The following is a 22,258-nucleotide window of genomic DNA, read 5'->3' as shown; positions in this document are numbered from 1 at the left end:
CCGCCTCCGCGACCGCCTCGGCGGTGGCGACCGCCTTGGCGGGGCTCGCGGCCTTGCGGGCGCGGCGGGTCGGCGCGGGGGCCGGGTCGGCCGCGGCGGCGGGCGCGGGTCCGGGGACCGGTGCGGTGGTCGTGGGGGGCGGCACGTCGGTGGCCGCGGAGGTCGCGCGCGACGGCCGGGCGGGACGGGACGCGGGCTGGCGCGGCGAGGGTGTCGACGTCACGGGACCGAACCTATCCACTGGTGCCGGGCCCAGCCATCCGGACGGCCGACCTCGTGGGTGGCGTGCACGAATAGGACCCAGGTGCTGTTCCGGGCGGCCCCGCCGTGCATAGGCTCGGTCGCGTGAGAGCCATCCGCCGTTTCACCGTCCGCACCTCGCTGCCCGCCGAGCTCGCCGACCTGGACGAGCTCGCCCACAACCTGCGCTGGTCCTGGCACGCGCCGACCCGCGACCTGTTCGCCCGCATCGACCCCGCGCTGTGGGACGAGGTGCACGGCGACCCGGTCGCGCTGCTCGGCGCCCTGCGCCCGGAGCGGCTGGCCGAGCTGGCCGCCGCCCCCGACGTCGTGGCCGCGGTGCGTGCGGCGACGGCGGACCTGCACGAGTACCTGGAGGCGCCGCGCTGGTACCAGCGCCGGCAGGCCTCCGACCCGTCGCTGCCCGCCGCGATCGGCTACTTCTCCCCGGAGTTCGGCATCACCGCCGTGCTGCCGCAGTACTCCGGCGGCCTCGGCATCCTGGCCGGCGACCACCTGAAGAGCGCGTCCGACCTGGGCGTGCCGGTGATCGGCGTCGGGCTGCTGTACGGCGCCGGCTACTTCAAGCAGTCGCTCACCCGGGACGGCTGGCAGCAGGAGAGCTACCCGCTGCTCGACCCCGACGGCATGCCGCTCACCCTGGTCCGCGAGCACGACGGCACCCCCGCGGTCGTGTCCATCGCGCTGCCGGGCGACCGCACGCTGCACGCGCACGTCTGGACGGCGACGGTCGGCCGGGTGCCGCTGCTGCTGCTCGACTCCGACGTGCCCGAGAACGACGAGGCCGCCCGCAAGGTGACCGACCGGCTGTACGGCGGCGGCGGCGAGCACCGGCTGCAGCAGGAGCTGCTGCTCGGCGTGGGCGGCGTGCGCGCGCTACGCGTGTGGTCCCGGCTGACCGGCGCGCCGGAGCCGGAGGTCTACCACACCAACGAGGGCCACGCCGGGTTCCTGGGCGTCGAGCGGATCCGCGAGCTGGTGACGGGCGCGGGCCTCGGGTTCGACGAGGCGCTCGAGGCCGTCCGCGCGGCCACCGTGTTCACCACGCACACCCCCGTGCCGGCCGGCATCGACCGGTTCGAGGCCGGGCTGGTGCAGCGGTACTTCGGCGGCGCGAACGCCGCGGCCGGCGTCCCGGTGGAGCGCGTGCTCGCGCTCGGCGCCGAGGACTACCCGGGCGGCGACCCGACGATGTTCAACATGGCCGTCATGGGCCTGCGGCTCGGCGGCCGCGCCAACGGCGTCTCGCTGCTGCACGGCGAGGTGTCCCGCGGCATGTTCAACGGCCTGTGGCCGGGCTTCGACGACGTCGAGGTGCCGATCACCTCGGTGACGAACGGCGTGCACGCCCCGACCTGGGTCGACCGGCGGCTGTCCGACCTCGCGGCCGAGCGGCTGTCCGGCGAGGAGATCGCCGCGGGCGTCGGCTGGCTGCGCACCGACGCGATCACCGACGAGGAGCTGTGGGGGATGCGGCGGACGCTGCGCGCGCAGCTCGTCGCGGACGCCCGGCGCCGGGTGCGGCACTCCTGGGCGCAGCGCGGCGCGAGCCCGGCCGAGCTCGGCTGGGTGGACGACGTGCTGTCGCCGGACGTGCTGACCATCGGGTTCGCGCGCCGGGTGCCGACCTACAAGCGGCTCACCCTCATGCTGCGCGACCCCGAGCGGCTCCGCGCCCTGCTCACGCACCCCGAGCGGCCCGTGCAGCTCGTCATCGCCGGCAAGTCGCACCCCGCCGACGACCAGGGAAAGCGGCTCATCCAGCAGCTCGTCCGGTTCGCCGACGACGCCGGGGTGCGGCACCGCATCGTGTTCCTGCCGAACTACGACATCGCGATGGCCCAGACCCTCTACCCGGGCTGCGACGTCTGGCTGAACAACCCGCTGCGCCCGCTCGAGGCCTGCGGCACGTCCGGCATGAAGGCGGCGCTCAACGGCGGGCTCAACCTGTCCATCCTCGACGGGTGGTGGGACGAGTGGTTCGACGGCGAGAACGGCTGGGCCATCCCGACCGCCGACGGCGTCGAGGACCCCGACCGGCGCGACGACCTCGAGGCCGCCGCGCTGTACGAGCTGATCGAGCACCAGGTGGCGCCGCGGTTCTACGACCGCGACGAGCGCGGGCTGCCGGGTCGCTGGCTGGAGATGGTGCGGCACACGCTGGCCACGCTCGGCCCGAAGGTCCAGGCCACCCGGATGGTCGCCGACTACGTCGAGCGGCTGTACGCGCCGGCGGCGGTCGCCGGCCGGGCGCTCGCGGGCGACTCGGCGTACGCCGGGGCGCGGGAGCTCGCCGCCTGGAAGGGCCGCGTGCGGTCCGGCTGGCAGCACGTGCGGGTCGACCACGTGGAGTCCGGCGGCGTCCGGGAGGTGCCGCAGGTCGGCGACACGCTGCACGTGAAGGCCTACGTCGCCCTCGGTGATCTCAAGCCCGAGGACGTCGAGGTCCAGGTCGTGCACGGCAAGGTCTCCGAGGCCGACGAGCTGCACGGCTTCACCGTCGACCCGCTGGCGCTCGCGGACACCTACGAGGGCGGCCGCTACGGGTTCGCCGGGGACCTGGTGCTCGACGCGTCCGGCCCGTTCGGGTACAGCGTGCGCGTCGTCCCGCGGCACGACGGCCTGGCCTCGGTGGCCGAGGTGGGCCTGGTCGCGAACGCGGGCTGACCGTCCGTCGGCGGCCGAACCCCCGCCGAGATAGGACCGTCGCCCCGAGATAGGGCCCAGGCCGGTCCTATCTCGGCGGGGAGGTCCTATCTCGGCGGGGACCTCTGCCGGCGGGGCCTCTCTCGGCGGGGAGGGGCCGGGCGCGGCGCGGGTCAGGCGACGTAGACGCGGAGGCTCAGGGGCTCCAACGTCGCGCGGGTGCCCGCGGGCTGGTGCAGGGCGCCGTTGAGGTCGGCCGTGTCGGCCTCGCCGGGGTGCTCCCAGGTGGAGTCCCACGCGAGCCGCCACGTCGTCCCCGCGTCCGGCGCACCCGCGTCCACGGGAGCCGCCGGCGCCTCCGCGGCCTCCGGGGCCTCCGCGTCCGGGGCCGCCAGCACCACGTCGACCGGGTCCAGCGACCCGTTGACCACCAGCAGCACGGCGTCGCCGTCGGCGGTGCGCAGCATCTGCAGCGTCCGCAGGTCCGCGTCGTGCCACCGCTCGTGGGTGAACACCGCCCCCGCGGGGTCGAACCAGGCCAGGTCCGGCCGCCCGTCCGCACCGGCGCGGCCGGTGAAGAACCGGGCGCTGCGCAGCGCCGGGTGCGCCCGCCGCAGCGCGGTGAGGTGCCGGGCCGTGGCCAGCAGGTCCCGGCGCCACGGCGCGAGGTCCCAGGACACCCAGGACAGCGGCGAGTCCTGGCAGTACGCGTTGTTGTTGCCGCGCTGGGTGCGGCCGAGCTCGTCGCCGGCGGTGAGCATGGGCGTGCCCGCGGCGAGCAGCAGGGTCGCCAGCAGGTTCCGGATCGACCGGCGGCGCAGCGGCACGATGTCGGCGGCCACGGAGTCGGCGGCGACGTGCCCCTCGACGCCGTGGTTCCAGGACCGGTTGTCGTCCGAGCCGTCGCGGTTCTGCTCGCCGTTGGCCTCGTTGTGCTTGTGCTCGTACGCGACGAGGTCGGCGAGGGTGAACCCGTCGTGCGCGGTGACGTAGTTGATCGACGCGCGCGGGCCGCGGGCGAGCGGCGGGTCGGACCGCCCGAACAGGTCGACGGACCCGGCGAGCCGGGTCGCGAGGTCCCGGACCCGGTGCTCGGGCAGGCCGTGGGCCGCGCGGGCCGGGTCGGCGAGCCAGAACGACCGCACGGAGTTGCGGAACCGGTCGTTCCACTCGGCGAACGGCGGCGGGAACTGCCCGGTCCGCCAGCCGCCCGGCCCGACGTCCCAGGGCTCGGCTATTAGCTTGAGCCCGTGCAGGGCGGGGTCGGTGGCGGCGGCGACCAGGAACGGGTGGTCGGGGTCGAAGCCGGTGTGCCCGCGCCCGAGGGTCACGGCCAGGTCGAACCGGAAGCCGTCGACGCCGACCTCCTGCGCCCAGTACCGCAGCGAGTCGAGCGCGAGCCGGACGACCTCGGGGCGCCGGAAGTCGAGGGTGTTGCCGGTCCCGGTGACGTCCGCCAGGGCCGCCGGGTGGGCGCCGTCGTGCAGGTAGTACACCGCGGAGTCGAGGCCGCGCCAGGACAGGTGCTGGCCGGGCAGCCCGCCCTCGCAGGTGTGGTTGTAGACGACGTCGAGGAGCACCTCGATGCCCGCCTCGTGCAGCGCGTGCACGGCGGTGCGCAGCTCGTCGAGCACCGCGGCGGGCCCGGCGGCGCGCGCGGCGGCGGTGGCGTACGGGGCGTGCGGGGCGAAGAAGCCCAGCGTGCTGTAGCCCCAGTAGTTGGTGAGGCCGCGCTGCACGAGGTGCGGCTCCGCGGAGAACGCGTGCACCGGGAGCAGCTCGAGGGCCGTGACGCCGAGCGCGCGCAGGTGGTCGACGATGGCCGGGTGCCCGAGCGCCGCGTAGGTGCCGCGCAGGTGCGGCGGCAGCTCGGGGTGCCGGACGGTGAGGCCCTTGACGTGCGCCTCGTAGACGACGGTGTCGGTCCACGGGGTGTGCGGCCGGTTGGCGGCGGGGTCCACCGCGTCCCCCGCGCCCCGGCGTCCCGGGCGGCGGTCCAGGACGACGGCGTGCGGCACGTGCGCGACCGAGTCCCGGGGGTCGGGCTCGCCGGCGGGGTCGCCCCGCAGCGCGTCGTCGACGACGTGCCCGTACGTCGCCGGGCCGTGGTCCACCTCGCCGACCAGCCCGCGGGCGTACGGGTCGACCAGCAGCTTCGCCGGGTTGTACCGCAGGCCGGCGCCCGGGTCCCAGGGCCCGTGCGCGCGCAGGCCGTACCGCTGGCCGGGCCGGACGCCGGGGACCCGCGCGCTGAACACGCCCAGGTCCGGGCCGTCGAGCCGGACGCGGCGCTCGGCCCACCCGGTCGGCGCGGCCGGGTCGGGGTCGAGCAGGCACAGGTCGACGGCGTCCGCGTGCGGCGCGAGCACGCCGACCTCGACGCCGTCGTCGGTCGCGTGCACCCCGAGGCGGGGCGGCGGGCCGGGGTGCGGGGCGGCGGGGGTCACGCGCCCCATTGTGGCCCGGACGCGGGGCTCCGCGGGGCCGCGACCTGGGACTCCGGTGCCGCGTGGCGCGCGGTGCCCCGGGGGACCGGGTCCCGTGCACCCGCTCCCGCGGGGCGGGTAACGTTCCCGGGGTGAGAATCGTGGTGTGCGTGAAGCACGTGCCCGACATCCAGTCCGAGCGCGCGCTGGGGGCCGACGGGCGCCTCGTCCGCGACGGCGGCGACGGCACCATCAACGAGCTGGACGAGAACGCGGTCGAGGCCGCGGTCGTCCTGGCCGAGCAGGCGCGCGACGCCGGCGACGAGGCCGAGGTCGTCGTGGTGACGGTCGGCCCTGACGACGCCGAGGACGCGGTGCGCCGTGGCCTGCAGCTGGGCGCCGACGCGGCCGTGCACGTGCTCGACGACGCCGTCGCCGGCTCCGACGTGTTCGGCACCGCCGCCGTGCTCGCCGCGGTGCTGCGCCGGCTGGGGGAGCAGGCGCCGGTCGACCTGGTCGTCACCGGCATGGCCGGCCTCGACGGGCTGACCTCGCTGCTGCCCGCGGCGCTCGCGGCCACGCTCGACCTGCCGCAGCTCACGCTCGCCGCCGAGGTCACGCTCGCGGACGGTGCCGTCACGGTGCGCCGCGACCTGGACCACGCCGTCGAGGAGCTCACCGCGCCGCTGCCCGCGCTGGTGTCGGTCACCGACCGCGCCAACGAGCCGCGCTACCCGAACTTCCAGGGGATCATGGCCGCCCGCAAGAAGCCGGTGGAGACCCTGACGCTCGCGGACCTGGGCGTCGACCCGGCCACCGTGGGCACCGCGGGGGCCCGCACCGAGGTGCTGGAGGCCGCGCCCCGGCCGCCGCGCACCGACCGGGTGCTGGTCACCGACGACGGCCAGGCGGGCGCGCGGCTCGCCGCGTGGCTGCTGGAGCGCGACCTGGTCCGCACCATCCCCGCGACCGGAGAGGTCCTCTGATGGCGACCGTCCTCGTCCTGCTGGACCACGCCGAGACCGGCGCCCTGCGCGGCAGCGTCCTCGAGCTGGCCACGGCGGCCCGCGACCTCGCCGACGGCGGCGAGGTGCACGGCCTGTGGGTCGGCGACGAGCCGGTCGACCCGGCGCTGCCCGTCCTCGGCCGGCACGGCGTGGCCGTCGTGCACCAGGTGTCCACCGGCGCCGTCGACGCCCGGCTGACCCCCGTGCTCGCCGAGGCACTCGCCGACGCCGTGCGGGAGACCGGTGCCACGGTGCTCCTCGCGCTGTCGACCTTCGAGAACAAGGAGGCGGCCGCGCGGCTCGCCGTCGCCACCGGGGCGGGCGTCGTCACCGACGCCGCCGCGGTCGAGCGGGACGCCGAGGGCCGGGTCGTCGCGTCGAAGACCGTGCTCGCGGGCACCTGGACCACCCGGTGCGCCGTGCGGACCGACCTCGCCGTCGTGCTGCTCAAGGCCGGCGCGGTGGTGTCCCGGCACGTCGAGGCGGAGGCGCCGCTCGCGCCCGAGCTGCGCACCCGCGCGCTCGCCGTGTCCGAGCGGGCAACCCGCGCGGCGCTCGTGCGGCGCACCCCCGCGGCACCCTCGGACCGGCCCGACCTGTCGTCGGCCGACGTGGTCGTCGTGGGCGGCCGGGGGACCGAGGGCGACTTCGCGCCGATCGAGGTGCTCGCGGACGAGGTCGGCGGCGCGGTCGGCTCGACGCGCGTCGCCACCGACGAGGGCTGGATCGGGCACGAGACCCAGATCGGGCAGACCGGCGTGACCGTGTCGCCGCGGCTGTACATCGGCGCGGGCGTGTCCGGGGCGGTGCACCACCGCGGCGGCATGCAGGCGTCCGGGACGATCGTGGCGATCAACCCCGACCCGGAGGCGCCGATCTTCGAGATCGCCGACTACGGCATCGTCGGGGACCTGTTCACGGTGCTCCCGCAGGTGACCGAGGAGCTCCGCCGGCTGCGGCAGGGCTGAGGCCGACCCGGGGCGGGACGGCCCGGGGCTCAGGCCAGCGCGCGGAGCCACTCCACCGCGTGCCGGCCCTGGGCCCCCTGGAACCGGCGCAGGTTCGGGATGCCGACCGGCGCGGGCTGCAGCGCGCCGTGCACGAAGTAGCCCGCGAGCCCCGCGACCGCGGCGCGCAGCCGCTCCTGCTCGACGCCCTTCGACGCCGGCCGGGTCCAGAACAGGTCCTGCGGCTCGCCGCCGCCCTGCATCGCGACGCTCGGCAGCATGAACGCGAGGTCCAGCCACGGGGCGCCCACGCTCGCGTGCGGCCAGTCGATCAGCGCGACCCGGCCGCCCTCGTGGTCGTGGTCGACCATGACGTTGTCCGCGCGCAGGTCGCCGTGCACCAGGGCGCTGCCCGCGCAGGCGGCGAGCGCGTCGTCCTCCCAGGCGACCAGGGAGTCCAGGTGCGCGAGCACCCAGGCGCCGGCCTCGCCGGTCCGGGCGGCGAGCGCGTCGAGGTCCGCGCCGGGGCGGTCCGCGATGGTCCGCCAGCCGGTGAAGTCGCCGGCCAGCGTCTCGGCGCTCGGGCGCAGCTCGTGCCCCGGCAGCGGCTCGGCCTCGGCCAGCGTGTCCAGCGCCGCGAGCACGAGGGCGAGCTCGTCGTGGCGCCAGGGGAGCAGCGGCGGCCGGCCGGGCGCCACCTCGAAGCCCAGCAGCACCCAGTCGCCGTCGTCGTCCGACCACAGCAGCGCCGGCGCGGGGACCTGGGGCGGCAGCGCCGCGGCGGCGCGCACCTCGGCCCGGGCCAGCTCCGGGGACTCCGGGTTCTGCTCGGGCGACACGGCCTTGACGAACACGCCGCGCCCGTCCGCCAGCTCGAGGACCGCGGCGAACCCCGGGCTGAACCCGGTGGTCGCGCTGGTCTCGGCCGTCACCTGGGCGCCCGCGAGCTCGGAGATCCGGGTGCGGACGGACCGCGGGAGGTCCCGCCAGTCCAGCCGTTGCCCGCTGAAGGCCAGCGGAGGCGTCGTCGCGTCGTCGGCACTCACGCGCCACATCCTGACAGAACGATTCGTAGACTTCTGCGGGTGAGCGCGTATCTGGACCACGCGGCCACGACGCCCGTGCTCCCGGAGGCGGCTGCCGTCCTGGTCGAGCACCTGTCCCGCACCGGCAACCCCTCGTCCCTGCACACCGCGGGCCGGGCCGCCCGGCGCGCCGTCGAGGAGGCCCGCGAGACGCTGGCCGCGGCGCTCGGCGCGCGGCCCAGCGAGGTGCTGCTGACCGGCGGGGGCACCGAGGCCGACAACCTCGCGGTGAAGGGCCTGTTCTGGGCCCGCACCGCCCAGGACCCGGCGCGGCGCCGCGTCCTGGTGTCGGCCGTGGAGCACCACGCGGTGCTGGACCCGGCGTTCTGGCTGGCCGAGCACGCGGGGGCGGAGATCGTCCTGCTCCCCGTCGACGACGAGGGCCGGGTGCGCCTCGACGCGCTGCGGGACGAGCTCGCCGAGCACGCCGGGCAGACCGCCCTGGTGTCGGTCATGTGGGCGAACAACGAGGTCGGCACCCTGCAGCCGCTCGCCGAGGTGGTCGCGCTCGCGCACGCCCACGGCGTCCCGGTGCACGCCGACGCCGTGCAGGCCGTCGGGCAGGTGCCGGTCGACTTCGCCGCCTCCGGGCTCGACGCGATGACCGTCACGGGGCACAAGCTCGGCGGCCCGGTCGGCGTCGGAGCGCTCCTCGCGCGGCGCGAGCTCGACCTGGTGCCGGTGCTGCACGGCGGAGGCCAGGAGCGCGGCGTGCGCTCGGGCTCGCTCGACGTGCCCGCGATCGCGGCGTTCGCGGTGGCGGTCGACGCGGCCGTGCGCGGGCGCGAGGCCACGGCGGCGCGGCTCGCCGATCTCCGGGACGCGCTGGTCGCCGGCGTGCGCGCGACGGTGCCCGACGCGGTGCTCCGCGGGCCCGCCGACCCCGCGGACCGGCTGCCCGCCAACGCGCACTTCACGTTCCCGGGCTGCGAGGGCGACTCGCTGCTCTACCTGCTCGACTCCGCGGGCGTCGAGTGCTCGACCGGGTCGGCGTGCCAGGCGGGCGTGCCGCAGCCGAGCCACGTCCTGCTCGCGATGGGGCTGGACGAGGCGGACGCGCGCGGGGCGCTGCGGTTCTCGCTCGGCTGGCCGTCGACGCGGGACGACGTGGACGCGCTGCTCGCGGCGCTGCCGGGCGTCGTGGACCGCGCGCGGTCCGCGGGGCTCGCGGGCGGCGGGCGGTCGGCGGGCGCGGCCGGTGCCTGGTCGACGGCGGGGGCGGTCTGATGCGGGTGCTCGCGGCGCTGTCCGGCGGGGTCGACTCGGCGGTGGCGGCCGCCCGCGCGGTCGACGCCGGCCACGACGTCGTCGGCGTGCACATGGCGCTGTCGCGCAACCGGGCGCAGATGCGCACCGGTTCCCGCGGCTGCTGCTCGATCGAGGACGCCGGTGACGCCCGGCGCGCGGCCGACGTGCTGGGGATCCCGTACTACGTGTGGGACCTGTCCGAGCGGTTCGAGGACACCGTCGTCGCCGACTTCCTGTCCGAGTACGAGGCGGGCCGCACGCCCAACCCGTGCGTGCGGTGCAACGAGCACATCAAGTTCGACGCGCTGCTCGACAAGGCGCTGGCGCTGGGCTTCGACGCGGTCGCCACGGGCCACTACGCCTCCGCCACCGCGGGGCCGGACGGTGCGCCCGTGCTGCGCCGCGCGCGCGACCGGGCCAAGGACCAGTCCTACGTGCTGGCGGTCATGGGCCCGGAGCGGCTCGCGCGGGCGATCTTCCCGCTCGGCGACGTCGCGTCCAAAGACGAGGTCCGCGCCGAGGCGGCGGCCCGCGGGCTGAGCGTCTCCGCCAAGCCCGACTCGTACGACATCTGCTTCGTGGCCGACGGCGACACCCGCGGGTTCCTCCGGGACCGGCTCGGCTCGCGCCCGGGCGAGGTCGTCGACGCCGACGGCACGGTGCTCGGCACGCACGACGGCGCCTACGGGTACACCGTCGGGCAGCGCAAGGGCCTGCAGCTCGGGCGCCCCGCGGCCGACGGGAAGCCGCGGTACGTGCTGGCGATCGAGCCGGTGAGCAACCGGGTCGTGGTCGGCGGTGCGGAGGCGCTCGAGGTCGGCGCGGTCGAGGCGCGGGACGCGGTGTGGTTCGGCGCCGCGCCGGCGGACTGGACGGCGTGCCTGCTGCAGGTGCGGGCGCACGGCGCGGCGGTGCCCGCACGGGCGCGCGCCACGGCGGCGGGCGGGATCGAGATCCGGGTCGACGGGTCGCTGCGCGGGGTCGCGGCGGGCCAGTCGGCCGTGCTCTACGGCGGGACGGACGGGGACGTGGTGCTGGGTCAGGGGACGGTCGAGCGGACGGAGCGCGCCTCCGAGGGCGCCGCGGACGGGGCCGTCGCCGGCCGCTCCGGGGCGACCGCGTGACGGCGGTCGGCGGGACCGGGCCCTGGCCGGGCTCGGAGCCGCTCGAGGCCCAGACGACCGTGCTCGGCGACGTCGCGGCGGCGCCGTCCGGCGTCGACGGGCTGCCCTGGACCGTGCGGCTGCCCGAGCGCGGGCCGTTCGGCAGCCTCGCCGCCCAGGCGCTGGGCCTCCTGGTGGAGCTGCCCGCCGAGCTCGGGCCGCACGGCTGGCGGCTCGCCGACCGGCCCGGCGCGGACGCCACCCGGCTGGCTGCGCTGCGCCGGGAGGACCTGGACGCGCTCGCCGTCGCCGCGCACGGCTGGGACGGCCCGCTGGTCGTGCCCGTCGCCGGGCCGCTGACCCTCGCCGCGAGCGTGTACCTGGCGCGGGGCGACCGCGCGGTCGCCGACCCGGGTGCCGTCGCGGAGCTGGCCGAGTCGCTGTCCGCCGGCGTCGCCGAGCACCTCGACGCGATCCGCCGGGCGGTCCCCGGCGCGCGGCCGACCGTGCTGCTGCACGAGCCGCTGCTCGCGCAGGTGGTCGCGGGCGTGCTGCCGTCGTTCTCCGGGTACGCCCGGCTGCGCTCCGTGGCGGCGCCGGTGGCGTCGGAGCGGATCGGGACGGTCGTCGCCGGGGTGCGGGCCGGCGGTGCCGAGCGCGTGGTGCTGCACGTCGGCGCCGGCGCGGCGGCGGTCGGCGCCGCGCGCGGAGCCGGGGCGGACGCGGTGGGGCTGGAGGTCGCCGGGCTCGACGAGCGCCGGTGGGAGTCCGTCGCCGAGGCCGTCGAGGGCGGCCTCGCGCTGTGGGCGTCCGTGCCGCAGCCGGAGACGTCGCAGTGCGCGGGCCCCGACGTGCGCGGGGTCGCGGACGCGGTGCTCCGCGGCTGGGAGCGGGTCGGGCTGTCCCGGGCAGGCCTGCGGGACGTCGTGCTGCTCGCGCCCGCGGGTCCGACGGTGCCCGGCGGGCCGACTGGCGCGCGGGTCGACCCGGCGGCGGCGCGGGCGACGCTCGCGACCGTGGCGCGGGCGGCGGCGGTTGTGGCCGAGCGGGCGGAGTCGTGAGCGGCGGCGCGGGGCTGCCGGACGCGGGGCGCGCGGGTGCGCCGGGTGCCGGGGGCGCGGGTGCGCCGGTCCTGCGGCGGCCGTGGCTCTCGCGCCGGCACGCGGCGGTGCTCGCCGCCGGGGCCGGGCTCGCGGTGGTCGGGCTGGTGGTGCTGCTCGTCGTCTGGGTGGGGCTGGTGACGTCGACGCTGCGCACCGGGCTCGGCGAGGAGGACACCTGCGTCGCCGCCGCGACCGCGGGGGAGGACGGCGCGACGGTGTCCTCGTCGCTGCTGCCGCCCCGGGCGGTGTGCACGTGGACCCTCGACGGCCGCGCGACGGAGACCGTGCTGGCGGAGCGCCCCGCCGCGCTCGCGGGCTCGGCGGTCGGGGCCGTCGGCGTCGGCGTGCTGCTCGTGGCGGGCGGCGCGGTGGCGGCGTGGCGGGCCCGGCGCCGCCCGGAGGTCGCGCCCGCGGGATGACCGCGGTGCTACTCATGAGGGTGTAGACCGCCGGGCGAGCGCGTCGGGACGCTCACGGTGTGGACGGAGAGCTGCAGCGCACCGTGGGACGCAACATCCGGCGCATCCGCCTGGCGGGTGACCTCAGCCAGGAGGACCTGGCGGACCGGATCGGGCACCACCGCACGTTCGTGGGGTCCGTGGAGCGGGGCGAGCGCAACCTGTCGCTGCGCTCGCTGGAGCGCCTGGCGGCGAGCCTGGGCGTCGACCCGGTCGCCCTGCTCACGCCGGTCGTCGCGCCCGCGCCGGGCGACCCCGACGCGCCGGGAGACCTCGACGGGCCGGGCGACCCCGACACGCCGGACCTCGACGGCCCCGCCCCCTCCTGAGCGCGCGACCGGGGCCCGCGCGGGGGTGCGGCTCGCCCCCGCGCGGACCGGTCAGGCGCGCGCCAGGTCCAGCACCCGGTCGAGCGCCGGCATCAGCCGGTGCCAGGACTCGGCGCTGAGCTCCAGGTGCTGCACCGCGCCGTCGCCCACGTACACCCAGGTGGTGCGGGCGCCGTCGCGGCGGTGCACGCAGACCGCGAGCTCGGCCGCCGCGGTGCGGTCCAGCGCATCCGGGGTCCCCGGCGCGGCGCTCGGCTCGCGCTCCGCGAACGGCGACACCGGAGCGCCCGGCCCGCCCAGGAGCTGCCGGGAGGCCACGGACATCGAGCTGCTGACGTGCGCCCGGTCGCGCACGTCGTCGTCCTGCGCGTGCAGCACCACGCACCAGTCGGGGCAGGGCTCCGCCTGCCAGGTCGGTCGGTCCTGCTCGGTGGTCACGGGTCCTCCTCGGTCGGCCTGCCGAGGGGCTCCTGCGCGGCCGCGCCCCTCGTCCCACCCACTGTGGGCACGACCACCGACACGGGAGCTCCGTCGTCCACAGGCCGCTCGGGCTCAGGCCTCGGGGGCGTCGCCGATCAGCTCGCGGACGGGCACGCCGAGGCGCTCCGCCAGCCGCTCGACGGAGCGCAGGGTGAGGTTGCGCTCCCCGCGCTCGACGCCGCCCAGGTAGGTGCGGTGCATCTCCACGTCGCGCGCGAGCGCCTCCTGGCTGATCCCGCGCTCGATCCGGAGCCGGCGCACGCGCCGCCCCACCGTCACCTGCAGCTCACCGATCACGGTCCCACGGTCGGGGTCGTGCTACTTCTCTGTCTACAGACTGATGAGTAGCAGCCTAGCGGCGCGGCCGCCCGGCGGGAACCCCCGCGCACCGCGCGCCCCGCAGGTGCCGTGTCGGGGGCTCGCGGCATGATGTCCGCGTGGACGCGACACGACCCGAGACGACGAACCCCGAGGACGCCGGCCTGGACGAGGCCGTCGCACGCCAGCGCTGGACCGAGCTGGCGGACCGCGTCCGGGAGCTCCAGTTCGCCTACTACGTGCGGGACGAGCCGGCCGCGAGCGACGCCGAGTACGACACGACGCTGCGCCGGCTGGAGGCGCTCGAGGACGCGTACCCGGAGTTCGGGCTCCGCACGCCCGAGTCGCCCACCCAGAACGTCGGCGGCACGTTCTCCACCGAGTTCCGCGCGGTCGACCACGTCGAGCGGATGCTGTCGCTGGACAACGCGTTCTCCGCCGAGGACGTCGCCGCCTGGGCCGAGCGGGTGCACCGCGACCTGGAGCTCCCGGCGGGCGCCGACGTCGGCTACCTCACCGAGCTGAAGATCGACGGCCTCGCGATCGCGCTGCTCTACGAGCGCACCGGCGACGGCCCGGCCCGGCTCGTCCGCGCGGCGACCCGCGGCGACGGGCGCACGGGCGAGGACGTCACGCTGAACGTCCGCACGATCGCGAGCATCCCGGACGTGCTCGCGGGGGACCCGGCGACGCACCCGGAGCAGATCGAGGTCCGCGGGGAGGTGTTCCTGCCGGTCGAGGCGTTCGAGCGGCTGAACGAGTCGCAGGTGGCGGCGGGCAGGGCCCCGTTCGCCAACCCGCGCAACGCCGCCGCCGGCTCGCTGCGGCAGAAGGACCCGCGCGTGACCGCGGGCCGGCCGCTCGGGATGTACGCCCACGGCATCGGGGCGCTGCGGTGGGGTCCGGGCGCGGTCGCGCTCGAGCGGCAGTCCCAGGTGTACGAGCTGCTGGCCGGGTGGGGCGTGCCGACGTCGCCGCACTACCGGGTCGTCCCCGCGCTCGCGGACGTCACCGCGCGGATCGAGGAGATCGGCGAGCACCGGCACTCCTACGAGCACGAGATCGACGGCGTGGTCATCAAGGTCGACGACCTGGCGCTGCAGCGGCGGCTCGGCGCCACCAGCCGCGCGCCCCGCTGGGCCATCGCGTACAAGTACCCGCCGGAGGAGGTGAACACCCGGCTGCTCGCCATCGAGGTGAACGTCGGCCGCACCGGCCGGGTCACCCCGTACGCGGTGATGGAGCCGGTCAAGGTCTCCGGGTCGACCGTGGCCATGGCGACGCTGCACAACAAGGACGTCGTCGCGCTCAAGGGCGTGCGTCCGGGCGACATGGTGGTGCTGCGCAAGGCCGGTGACGTGATCCCGGAGATCGTCGGCCCCGTCACGGCGCTGGCGGACGACGGCTACCCGCGCACCGACTGGACCATGCCGACCGAGTGCCCCGAGTGCGGGTCGACGCTCCGGCCGATGCGCGAGGGCGACGTCGACCTGCGCTGCCCGAACGCCCGCACCTGCCCGGCGCAGGTCCGCGGCCGCGTCGAGCACATCGGGTCCCGCGGGGCGCTCGACATCGAGGCGCTCGGCGAGGTCACGGCCGCCGCGCTGACCCAGCCGGAGATCCCCGAGGTCCCGCCGGTGGTGAACGAGGCCGACCTGTTCGAGCTCGTCGGCTGGGCGGCGGACGCCCCGGAGGAGGAGAAGGAGCGCGTGCGCGCGCGCAGCTTCGCCCGGCTGCAGCAGGTCCAGGTCGTCGTGCGCGACCCCGAGACGGGCGAGCCGCGGGTCGACGAGGACGGCACCGTGCGCCGCCGGACCCCGTTCCGGCGCCGCGTGACCCACAGCGTGAAGGCCCGGCGCGACGCCGAGGCGGCCGGGCAGCCGCTGCCCGAGTACGAGGACGTGCCGTCGGAGCAGGCCAAGAAGCTGCTCGACGAGCTCGACGCGGCCAAGACCAAGCCGTTCTGGCGCGTGCTGGTCGCGCTGAGCATCCGCAACGTGGGCCCCACCGCGGCGCGCGCGATCGCCCAGCGCTTCGGCTCGATGGACGCGCTGCGTGCGGCGCTCGCCGACGTCGAGGGGGCGCGGGCGACCCTGGCGGGCGTGGACGGCGTCGGCCCGACGATCGCCGACTCGGTGCTCGACTGGTTCGCCGAGGACTGGCACGCCGACATCGTCGACCGCTGGCGGGACGCCGGCGTGGTGATGGCCGACGAGGCCGACGAGTCCGCGCCCCGCACGCTCGAGGGCCTGACGGTCGTCGTGACGGGCAGCCTCGCGGGGTTCAGCCGGGACGGCGCCAAGGAGGCGGTGCTGTCCCGCGGCGGCAAGGCGTCCGGCTCGGTGTCGAAGAAGACCGACTACGTGGTCGTGGGGGAGAACGCCGGGTCGAAGGAGGCCAAGGCGATCGAGCTCGGGCTGCGGATCCTGGACGAGGACGGGTTCGTCGCGCTGCTGGCCGGCGGGCCGGCGGCGGTGGGGGACGGGCCGGGCGAGGACGACGACCCGGCGGGCGACACCCCGGCGGGCGACGACGCCGAGGCCGGCGACGGCGCCCGCGACGCGGACGCCTCGTGACCGCCGCGGCCGCAGCTGTCGGCCCGGTGCGCATCCGGCTCGCCCGCCCCGAGGACCACGCCGCCGTCGGCGCCCTGACCGCGGAGGCCTACCGCGCCGACGGGCTGCTGGAGGTCGACGACGAGTACGAGGTCGAGCTCCGCGACGCCGCGCGTCGCGCCCGCGAGGCCGTGCTCCTGGTCGCGACGGCGGCCGGCCGGGACGACGCGCCCGCCGAGGAGGTCGTCGGCACGCTGACGCTCGCGCCGTACGCGACCTCGTACGCCGAGATCGCCGAGCCGGGCGAGCTCGAGCTCCGGATGCTCGCGGTCGCCCCCGGCGCGCGCGGCCGCGGCGTCGCCGCCCGGCTGGTCACCGCCGCCCTGCGCGAGGCGGTCGCCCGGCGCGCCCGCGGCGTGGTGCTGTCGACGCTCGCCGAGATGGCGACCGCCCGCCGGCTGTACGACCGGCTGGGGTTCGCTGCCGCGCCCGACCGCGACTGGGGCCACGAGGGCGTGCACCTCCAGGCCCTCACCTGGGTCCCGCCCGTCGCGCCGGGCGTGCTGGTCGAGGCCGCGACCTGGGTCCCGGTCGCGACGCGGGACGTCGACGGCTGGCGGCTCGGGCTGTCGGGCGGGTTCACCCGCCGGGCCAACAGCGCCCTGCCCCTCGGCACGCCGGAGGACCTGGCGGCGACGCTCGGCCGGGTCGAGGCCGTCTACGCCGCGGCCGGGCAGCCGTCGGTGGTGCGGGTCTGCTCGGGCGCCCCCGACGGCCTCGCCGCCGCCCTGGCCGCGCGCGGGTACGCCGAGCGTGCGGCCACCGACGTGCTGGTCCGCGACCTCGCCGCGCTGCCGCCCGAGCGCGCCGCGGTCCCGCCGGACGTCCGCGTGACCCTCGCCGACGAGCCCGACGACACCTGGCTGGCCGGCTGGCTCGGCGTGAAGGCGGCGGGCGGCGCGGTCGACCCCGCGACCGCGCGCGCCGTCGTCGCCGGCTCCCCGGCGCTCTACCTGACGGCGACCGGCGCGGACGGGGCGACCCTGGCCGTGCTGCGCGCCGCGCTCGCCGACGGCTGGACCGGGCTGTCCTGCCTGATGGTCGAGCCGGCCGCGCGCCGCCGGGGCCTCGGCCGGCTGCTCACCCGCGCCGGGTTGCGCGCGGCCGCCGACCGCGGCGCGCGGCGGGCGTTCCTCCAGGTCGAGGTCGGCAACCCCGGCGCCGCCGACCTGTACGCGGGGGAGGGCTTCCGGCCGGCGGAGCGGTACGCGTACTGGGAGCGCTGACGGCGCGGGCCACGTGCCCGGCCCGGTCCGCGCGGCTCACCCGCGGCGGGGCCCCGCCGAGCGCGCCGTGACGCGCCGGACGATACTGGCGCGATGATCGCCATCGAGCGCGCGGAGCTCCTGCAGGCCGCGGGCCTGCGCTGGACGCCGACGTCCGGGGACCGGTTCGTGCTGCGCCAGCCGGCGCTGGCCGGCGAGGTCTTCACCATCAGCGAGATGACCATCGAGCCGCACGTGTACCCGAGCGGCACGGTGCTCGGCTTCAACGGCACCACCGAGTGGGCGCTCGACTCCGTGACCCAGGACGACGCCGTGTGGCTGCCGCGCGAGGACCAGCTGCGCGAGCTGCTCGGCGGCACGTTCCGGAGCCTGGCGCGGGCGCTCGACGGCTCGTACCTCGTGGTCGTCGAGCTGCCGGGCCAGCCGGAGCGCGCGTTCGCCGCCGAGGAGGCCGAGGACGCGTACGCGGACGCGGTGCTGGCGCTGGTCTCGGCGGCGCGGGTCTGACCCGGCCGGGGACCACCTGGGTGGTTCCGCAGCGCGGCTGCGTGCTGGGTGTGCGCGGCTAGCGTCGCCGGACTTCCAAAGGAGTCCAAATGCTGCGACGCAACCCGTTCCGTCCGACCGCCGGGTCGACGCCGCCGTTGCTCGTCGGCCGGGACCGCCATGACGCAGGACGAAGGTGACTCTTCGACCGGGGAGGTCGCGCGGAGGTTGGGCGTGACGCCCTCGTACGCCTCGACGTACCGGGCCCGCCTGATCGCCGCCGGGGTGATCGAGCCGACCGGGCACGGGAGGGTGGACTTCACGATCCCCTACCTGCGCGAGTACCTCCGGGAGCACGCGACTCGTCACGAGATGGCGACCCGCCGACGCCGGAACACGCGGGGGGGAGCGGGCGTGACGCGTCCCGACCTCCCGGGACGGCACCACGTCTAGACTCCGGGGTATGTCCTCCCTCTCTCGTGACGAGGTCGCGCGCGTCGCGGGCCTGGCGCGGATCGACCTGACCCCCGAGGAGCTCGACCGCCTCGCGGGCGAGCTCGACGTGATCGTCGAGTCGGTCGCCCGGGTCAGCGAGGTCGCCACGCCCGACGTGCCGGCCACCAGCCACCCGCTGCCGATGACCAACGTGTTCCGCCCGGACGTGCCCGAGCAGCCGCTGACGCAGGAGCAGGCGCTGTCCGGCGCCCCCGCGTCCGAGGACGGCAAGTTCCTCGTCCCGCAGATCCTCGGGGAGGAGTGAGATGACCGACCTGACCCGTCTCTCGGCCGCGGAGCTGGCCGACAAGCTCGCCGCGCGCGAGGTGACCAGCGTCGAGGTGACGCAGGCGCACCTGGACCGCATCGCCGCCGTCGAGCCCGCCGTGCACGCGTACCTGCACGTCTCCGCCACCGAGGCGCTCGCCACGGCCGCCGACGTCGACGCGCGCCGCGCCGCGGGCGAGGAGCTGCACCCGCTCGCCGGCGTGCCGATCGCCGTCAAGGACGTCGTCGTCACGGAGGGCCTGCCGACCACGGCCGGCTCGAAGATCCTCGAGGGCTGGGTGCCGCCGTACGACGCGACCCTGGTCGAGCGGATCAAGGCCGCGGGCCTGCCGATCCTCGGCAAGACCAACATGGACGAGTTCGCCATGGGGTCGTCGACCGAGCACTCGGCCTACGGCAACACGCACAACCCGTGGGACCTGGACCGGATCCCCGGCGGCTCCGGCGGCGGCTCGGCCGCGGCGGTCGCGGCCTACGAGGCCCCGCTGGCCATCGGCACCGACACCGGCGGCTCGATCCGCCAGCCCGGAGCCGTCACCGGCACCGTCGGCGTCAAGCCGACCTACGGCTCGGTGTCCCGCTACGGGCTCATCGCGCTCGCCTCGTCGCTCGACCAGGCCGGCCCCGTCACGCGCACCGTGCTCGACTCGGCGCTGCTCCACGAGCTCATCGGCGGGCACGACCCCCGCGACTCGACGTCCATCCCGGAGCCGCTGCCGGGTCTCGTCGCCGCGGCCCGCCAGGGCGCGTCCGGCGACCTCACCGGCGTGCGCGTCGGCGTGGTCCGCGAGCTGCAGGGCGAGGGCTACCAGCCCGGCGTGCTCGCGCGGTTCGAGGAGTCGCTGGAGCTGCTCCGCGGCGCGGGCGCCGAGATCGTCGAGGTCTCCTGCCCGCACTTCGAGTACGCGCTCGGCGCGTACTACCTGATCCTGCCGTCCGAGGCGTCGAGCAACCTGGCGAAGTTCGACGGCATGCGGTTCGGCCTCCGGGTCGAGCCCTCCGAAGGCCCCGTGACCGCCGAGCGCGTGATGTCCGCGACCCGCGGCGCCGGCTTCGGCGACGAGGTCAAGCGCCGGATCATCCTCGGCACCTACGCCCTGTCGGCGGGCTACTACGACGCCTACTACGGCTCGGCGCAGAAGGTCCGCACGCTCATCCAGCGCGACTTCGCGAACGCGTTCGAGCAGGCGGACGTGCTGGTCTCCCCGACGGCGCCGACCACGGCGTTCAAGCTCGGCGAGAAGCTGGACGACCCGCTGGCGATGTACCTCAACGACGTCGCCACCATCCCGGCGAACCTCGCCGGCGTGCCCGGCATGTCGCTGCCGAACGGCCTGTCGGACGACGGCCTGCCCGTCGGCTTCCAGGTGCTGGCCCCGGCCAAGGCCGACGACCGGCTGTACCGCGTGGGCGCCGCGCTCGAGGCGCTGCTGGAGAAGAACTGGGGCGGCCCGCTGCTGGCCAAGGCTCCCGAGCTGGAGGTGGGCGAGTGAGCACCCAGACCGTCGACCTGGTCGACTACGACGAGGCCGTGGCCCGGTTCGACCCGGTGATCGGCATCGAGGTGCACGTCGAGCTCGGCACCGCGACCAAGATGTTCGACGGCGCCCCGCAGACGTTCGGCGCCGAGCCGAACACCGCGGTCACGCCGGTGTCGCTGGGCCTGCCCGGCGCGCTGCCCGCCGTCAACGGCACCGCGGTGGAGTACGCGATCCGGATCGGCCTCGCGCTGAACTGCGAGATCGCGGAGACCTGCCGGTTCGCCCGGAAGAACTACTTCTACCCGGACGTGCCGAAGAACTTCCAGACCTCGCAGTACGACGAGCCGATCGCCCACGACGGGTACCTGGACGTCGAGCTCGAGGACGGCACCGTGTTCCGCGTCGAGATCGAGCGCGCGCACATGGAGGAGGACGCCGGCAAGAACACCCACGTCGGCGGCGCCACCGGCCGCATCCAGGGCGCGGAGTACTCGCTGGTCGACTACAACCGCGCGGGCATTCCGCTGGTCGAGATCGTCACGAAGCCGATCACCGGCGCCGGCGAGCGGGCCCCCGAGGTCGCGCGCGCGTACGTCCAGACGCTCCGGGACATCTTCCGGGCGCTCGGGGTCTCCGAGGCGCGGATGGAGCGCGGCAACGTCCGCGCCGACGTCAACGTCTCGCTCCGCCCGACGCCGACCGCGCCGCTGGGCACCCGCACCGAGACCAAGAACGTGAACTCGTTCCGCTCGGTCGAGCGCTCCGTCCGGTACGAGATCAGCCGCCAGGCCGCGATCGTCGACGCGCAGGGCTCGGTCACCCAGGAGACCCGGCACTGGCACGAGGACACCGGCATCACCACGGCCGGGCGCGTGAAGTCGGACGCCGAGGACTACCGGTACTTCCCGGAGCCCGACCTGGTGCCCGTCGCCCCGTCGCGGGAGTGGGTCGAGGAGATCCGCGCCGCGCTGCCCGAGCTGCCCGCCGCCCGTCGGCGCCGGCTGCAGGGGGAGTGGGGCTACGCCGACGCCGAGATGCGCGACGTGGTCAACGCGGGTGCCGTCGAGCTGATCGAGGCGACCGTGGCCGCGGGCGCGAGCCCGGCCGCCGCGCGCAAGTGGTGGATGGGCGAGCTCGCCCGCACCGCCAAGACGCAGGAGATCGAGCTCGCCGAGCTGCCGATCACCCCGGCGCAGATCGGCCAGCTGCAGCAGCTGGTCGACGCGGGGCGGATCAACGACAAGCTGGCGCGGCAGGTCCTCGAGGGCGTGCTGGCCGGCGAGGGCGACCCGGAGGCGGTCGTCGTCGCGCGCGGCCTGGAGGTCGTCTCGGACGACGGCCCCCTGCTCGAGGCGATCGACGCGGCCCTGGCCGCGCAGCCGGACATCGCGGAGAAGATCCGCGGTGGCAACCTCGGCCCGGTCGGCGCGATCATCGGCTCGGTCATGAAGGCGACCCGGGGCCAGGCGGACGCGGGCCGCGTGCGCGAGCTGGTCCTGGAGCGCGTCCAGGCCTGAGCAGCACGACGACGGCGCGGCACCCGGCGGGACCGGGGCCGCGCCGCCGTCGCGTGCGGCGGCCTGCACGCTCCGGCGCCCGCTCCGGAACGCGCCCGACCGCGCGGCGAAACACGACGGTCACCCGCAGTGCCTAGGCTCGGGTCGACGAGGAGGCAGCCCCATGGAGAAGCCCACGCTCGAGGGCGAGATGATCCACCTGCGCCCCATCCGCGCCGACGACGCGCCGGCGATGTGGGACATGGTCAACGACCCCGAGGGGATGCGGACCACCGGCACCACGACGGTGTTCACCCGCGCCCAGATCGACGCGTGGTGCGCGACGGTCTCCGGCATGGACGGCCGGATCGACCTCGCCATCACCGCGAACGGGTCCGACGAGTACCTCGGCGAGATCGTGCTGAACGACATCGACGAGGTCGTCGGCTCGGCGAACATGCGCCTGGTCATGCGGCCGGCCTACCGCGGTCGCGGCTACGGCACCGAGGCGATCGAGCTGGTGCTGGGCCTGGCGTTCGACGGGATCGGCCTGCACCGGGTCGGGCTGGACGTGCTGAGCATCAACGCCCGCGCGCGGTCGCTCTACGAGAACATCGGGTTCCGGGTCGAGGGGCGCCGCCGGGACGCGTACCGGGACGGCGACGGCTGGTGCGACGGGATCGACATGGGGATGCTCGAGGACGAGTACCGGGCGCTGCGCGCGGCCTGACCGACGTCGTCCGCGTCGCCCGCGCGCACG

Annotated in this window: 20 protein-coding genes; 16 read left to right on the top strand and 4 right to left on the bottom strand. The window is 76.5% G+C overall.

Translation table 11 applies throughout. The annotated features are described in order from the left end of the window. Positions 1–345 precede the first annotated feature (345 nt). Positions 346–2,928, top strand: a complete 2,583-nt coding sequence (gene glgP / locus KVT14_RS00565; RefSeq protein WP_217613865.1) for an alpha-glucan family phosphorylase — start codon at positions 346–348, stop codon at positions 2,926–2,928. 152 nt (positions 2,929–3,080) lie between these two features. Here glgP and glgX read toward each other — a convergent pair whose 3' ends face one another. Beyond that, a complete protein-coding gene (gene glgX / locus KVT14_RS00560; protein WP_308160784.1) occupies positions 3,081–5,354 on the bottom strand; it encodes a glycogen debranching protein GlgX in 2,274 nt (757 codons plus the stop codon). A 131-nt stretch (positions 5,355–5,485) separates the two neighbouring features. Between glgX and KVT14_RS00555 the strand changes: the two genes are divergently transcribed. Continuing rightward, positions 5,486–6,319 (top strand): electron transfer flavoprotein subunit beta/FixA family protein, encoded by an 834-nt coding sequence (locus KVT14_RS00555; RefSeq protein ID WP_217613863.1) that lies wholly within the window; start codon positions 5,486–5,488, stop codon positions 6,317–6,319. Then, a complete protein-coding gene (locus KVT14_RS00550) occupies positions 6,319–7,308 on the top strand; it encodes an electron transfer flavoprotein subunit alpha/FixB family protein (RefSeq protein ID WP_217613862.1) in 990 nt (329 codons plus the stop codon). The genes KVT14_RS00555 and KVT14_RS00550 overlap by 1 nt, the downstream gene beginning before the upstream one ends. 29 nt (positions 7,309–7,337) lie before the next feature. Here KVT14_RS00550 and KVT14_RS00545 read toward each other — a convergent pair whose 3' ends face one another. Continuing rightward, the gene (locus tag KVT14_RS00545; protein ID WP_254630124.1) at positions 7,338–8,342 is read right to left on the bottom strand and encodes a phosphotransferase family protein; all 1,005 of its coding nucleotides are present in this window, start codon (positions 8,340–8,342) and stop codon (positions 7,338–7,340) included. Between the two features lie 30 nt (positions 8,343–8,372). On the opposite strand from KVT14_RS00545, the gene KVT14_RS00540 reads away from it, so the two are divergent. From KVT14_RS00540 to KVT14_RS00520, 5 genes are read left to right on the top strand one after another with little or no spacing between them, the layout of a single operon-like run. Beyond that, positions 8,373–9,599, top strand: coding sequence for a cysteine desulfurase family protein (locus KVT14_RS00540; protein WP_217613860.1), 1,227 nt, complete (start codon positions 8,373–8,375; stop codon positions 9,597–9,599). Then, positions 9,599–10,744 carry a tRNA 2-thiouridine(34) synthase MnmA gene (gene mnmA, locus KVT14_RS00535; protein ID WP_217613859.1) on the top strand — a complete coding sequence of 382 codons (1,146 nt, stop codon included), beginning with the start codon at positions 9,599–9,601 and terminating at the stop codon, positions 10,742–10,744. The genes KVT14_RS00540 and mnmA overlap by 1 nt, the downstream gene beginning before the upstream one ends. Then, complete coding sequence (locus KVT14_RS00530) at positions 10,741–11,784, top strand: hypothetical protein (protein ID WP_217613858.1); 1,044 nt, start codon at positions 10,741–10,743, stop codon at positions 11,782–11,784. Before mnmA ends, KVT14_RS00530 begins: the two co-directional genes overlap by 4 nt. Then, positions 11,781–12,245, top strand: a complete 465-nt coding sequence (locus KVT14_RS00525) for a hypothetical protein (protein WP_217613857.1) — start codon at positions 11,781–11,783, stop codon at positions 12,243–12,245. Before KVT14_RS00530 ends, KVT14_RS00525 begins: the two co-directional genes overlap by 4 nt. A 59-nt stretch (positions 12,246–12,304) precedes the next feature. Continuing rightward, positions 12,305–12,613, top strand: coding sequence for a helix-turn-helix domain-containing protein (locus KVT14_RS00520; protein WP_217613856.1), 309 nt, complete (start codon positions 12,305–12,307; stop codon positions 12,611–12,613). Between the two features lie 51 nt (positions 12,614–12,664). Here the strand turns inward: KVT14_RS00520 and KVT14_RS00515 are convergent, their stop codons facing one another. Then, positions 12,665–13,051: a hypothetical protein gene (locus KVT14_RS00515; RefSeq protein ID WP_217613855.1), complete on the bottom strand. Its 387-nt coding sequence runs from the start codon at positions 13,049–13,051 to the stop codon at positions 12,665–12,667. Between the two features lie 114 nt (positions 13,052–13,165). After that, on the bottom strand, positions 13,166–13,390 hold the full coding sequence (locus tag KVT14_RS00510) for a helix-turn-helix domain-containing protein (protein ID WP_147795985.1): 225 nt from the start codon (positions 13,388–13,390) through the stop codon (positions 13,166–13,168). A 140-nt stretch (positions 13,391–13,530) separates the two neighbouring features. On the opposite strand from KVT14_RS00510, the gene ligA reads away from it, so the two are divergent. The 8 genes from ligA to KVT14_RS00470 all read left to right on the top strand — a co-directional run bounded on the left by ligA (position 13,531) and on the right by KVT14_RS00470 (position 22,228). Continuing rightward, positions 13,531–15,987, top strand: coding sequence for an NAD-dependent DNA ligase LigA (ligA, locus tag KVT14_RS00505; RefSeq protein WP_308160782.1), 2,457 nt, complete (start codon positions 13,531–13,533; stop codon positions 15,985–15,987). Then, complete coding sequence (locus KVT14_RS23340) at positions 15,984–17,252, top strand: GNAT family N-acetyltransferase (protein ID WP_217613854.1); 1,269 nt, start codon at positions 15,984–15,986, stop codon at positions 17,250–17,252. Before ligA ends, KVT14_RS23340 begins: the two co-directional genes overlap by 4 nt. Before the next feature lie 93 nt (positions 17,253–17,345). Then, on the top strand, positions 17,346–17,759 hold the full coding sequence (locus tag KVT14_RS00495) for a pilus assembly protein CpaE (RefSeq protein ID WP_217613853.1): 414 nt from the start codon (positions 17,346–17,348) through the stop codon (positions 17,757–17,759). A 159-nt stretch (positions 17,760–17,918) separates the two neighbouring features. Continuing rightward, positions 17,919–18,191 carry a winged helix-turn-helix domain-containing protein gene (locus tag KVT14_RS00490; protein WP_368858775.1) on the top strand — a complete coding sequence of 91 codons (273 nt, stop codon included), beginning with the start codon at positions 17,919–17,921 and terminating at the stop codon, positions 18,189–18,191. 10 nt (positions 18,192–18,201) lie between these two features. After that, positions 18,202–18,498 carry an Asp-tRNA(Asn)/Glu-tRNA(Gln) amidotransferase subunit GatC gene (gatC, locus tag KVT14_RS00485; RefSeq protein ID WP_147795987.1) on the top strand — a complete coding sequence of 99 codons (297 nt, stop codon included), beginning with the start codon at positions 18,202–18,204 and terminating at the stop codon, positions 18,496–18,498. Position 18,499: 1 nt separating this feature from the next. Next, on the top strand, positions 18,500–20,014 hold the full coding sequence (gene gatA, locus KVT14_RS00480; protein WP_217613851.1) for an Asp-tRNA(Asn)/Glu-tRNA(Gln) amidotransferase subunit GatA: 1,515 nt from the start codon (positions 18,500–18,502) through the stop codon (positions 20,012–20,014). Beyond that, a complete protein-coding gene (gene gatB, locus KVT14_RS00475; RefSeq protein WP_217613850.1) occupies positions 20,011–21,519 on the top strand; it encodes an Asp-tRNA(Asn)/Glu-tRNA(Gln) amidotransferase subunit GatB in 1,509 nt (502 codons plus the stop codon). The genes gatA and gatB overlap by 4 nt, the downstream gene beginning before the upstream one ends. A 163-nt stretch (positions 21,520–21,682) precedes the next feature. After that, positions 21,683–22,228 carry a GNAT family N-acetyltransferase gene (locus tag KVT14_RS00470; protein WP_147795990.1) on the top strand — a complete coding sequence of 182 codons (546 nt, stop codon included), beginning with the start codon at positions 21,683–21,685 and terminating at the stop codon, positions 22,226–22,228. Positions 22,229–22,258 lie beyond the last annotated feature (30 nt).

Origin of the sequence: Cellulomonas sp. GbtcB1 (assembly GCF_019091725.1) — a bacterium.
In the GTDB taxonomy this organism is placed as follows: Bacteria; Actinomycetota; Actinomycetes; order Actinomycetales; family Cellulomonadaceae; genus Cellulomonas.
This window is presented reverse-complemented; position numbering and strand designations above follow the sequence as displayed.

Bases quoted from the DNA above. Each gene is read 5' to 3' on its own strand.
- KVT14_RS00550 (WP_217613862.1), top strand. From the start codon at position 6,319: ATGGCGACCGTCCTCGTCCTGCTGGACCACGCCGAGACCGGCGCCCTG.
- KVT14_RS00545 (WP_254630124.1), bottom strand. From the start codon at position 8,342: ATGTGGCGCGTGAGTGCCGACGACGCGACGACGCCTCCGCTGGCCTTC.
- mnmA (WP_217613859.1), top strand. From the start codon at position 9,599: ATGCGGGTGCTCGCGGCGCTGTCCGGCGGGGTCGACTCGGCGGTGGCG.
- KVT14_RS00495 (WP_217613853.1), top strand. From the start codon at position 17,346: ATGATCGCCATCGAGCGCGCGGAGCTCCTGCAGGCCGCGGGCCTGCGC.
- KVT14_RS00490 (WP_368858775.1), top strand. From the start codon at position 17,919: ATGACGCAGGACGAAGGTGACTCTTCGACCGGGGAGGTCGCGCGGAGG.
- gatC (WP_147795987.1), top strand. From the start codon at position 18,202: ATGTCCTCCCTCTCTCGTGACGAGGTCGCGCGCGTCGCGGGCCTGGCG.
- gatA (WP_217613851.1), top strand. From the start codon at position 18,500: ATGACCGACCTGACCCGTCTCTCGGCCGCGGAGCTGGCCGACAAGCTC.
- KVT14_RS00470 (WP_147795990.1), top strand. From the start codon at position 21,683: ATGGAGAAGCCCACGCTCGAGGGCGAGATGATCCACCTGCGCCCCATC.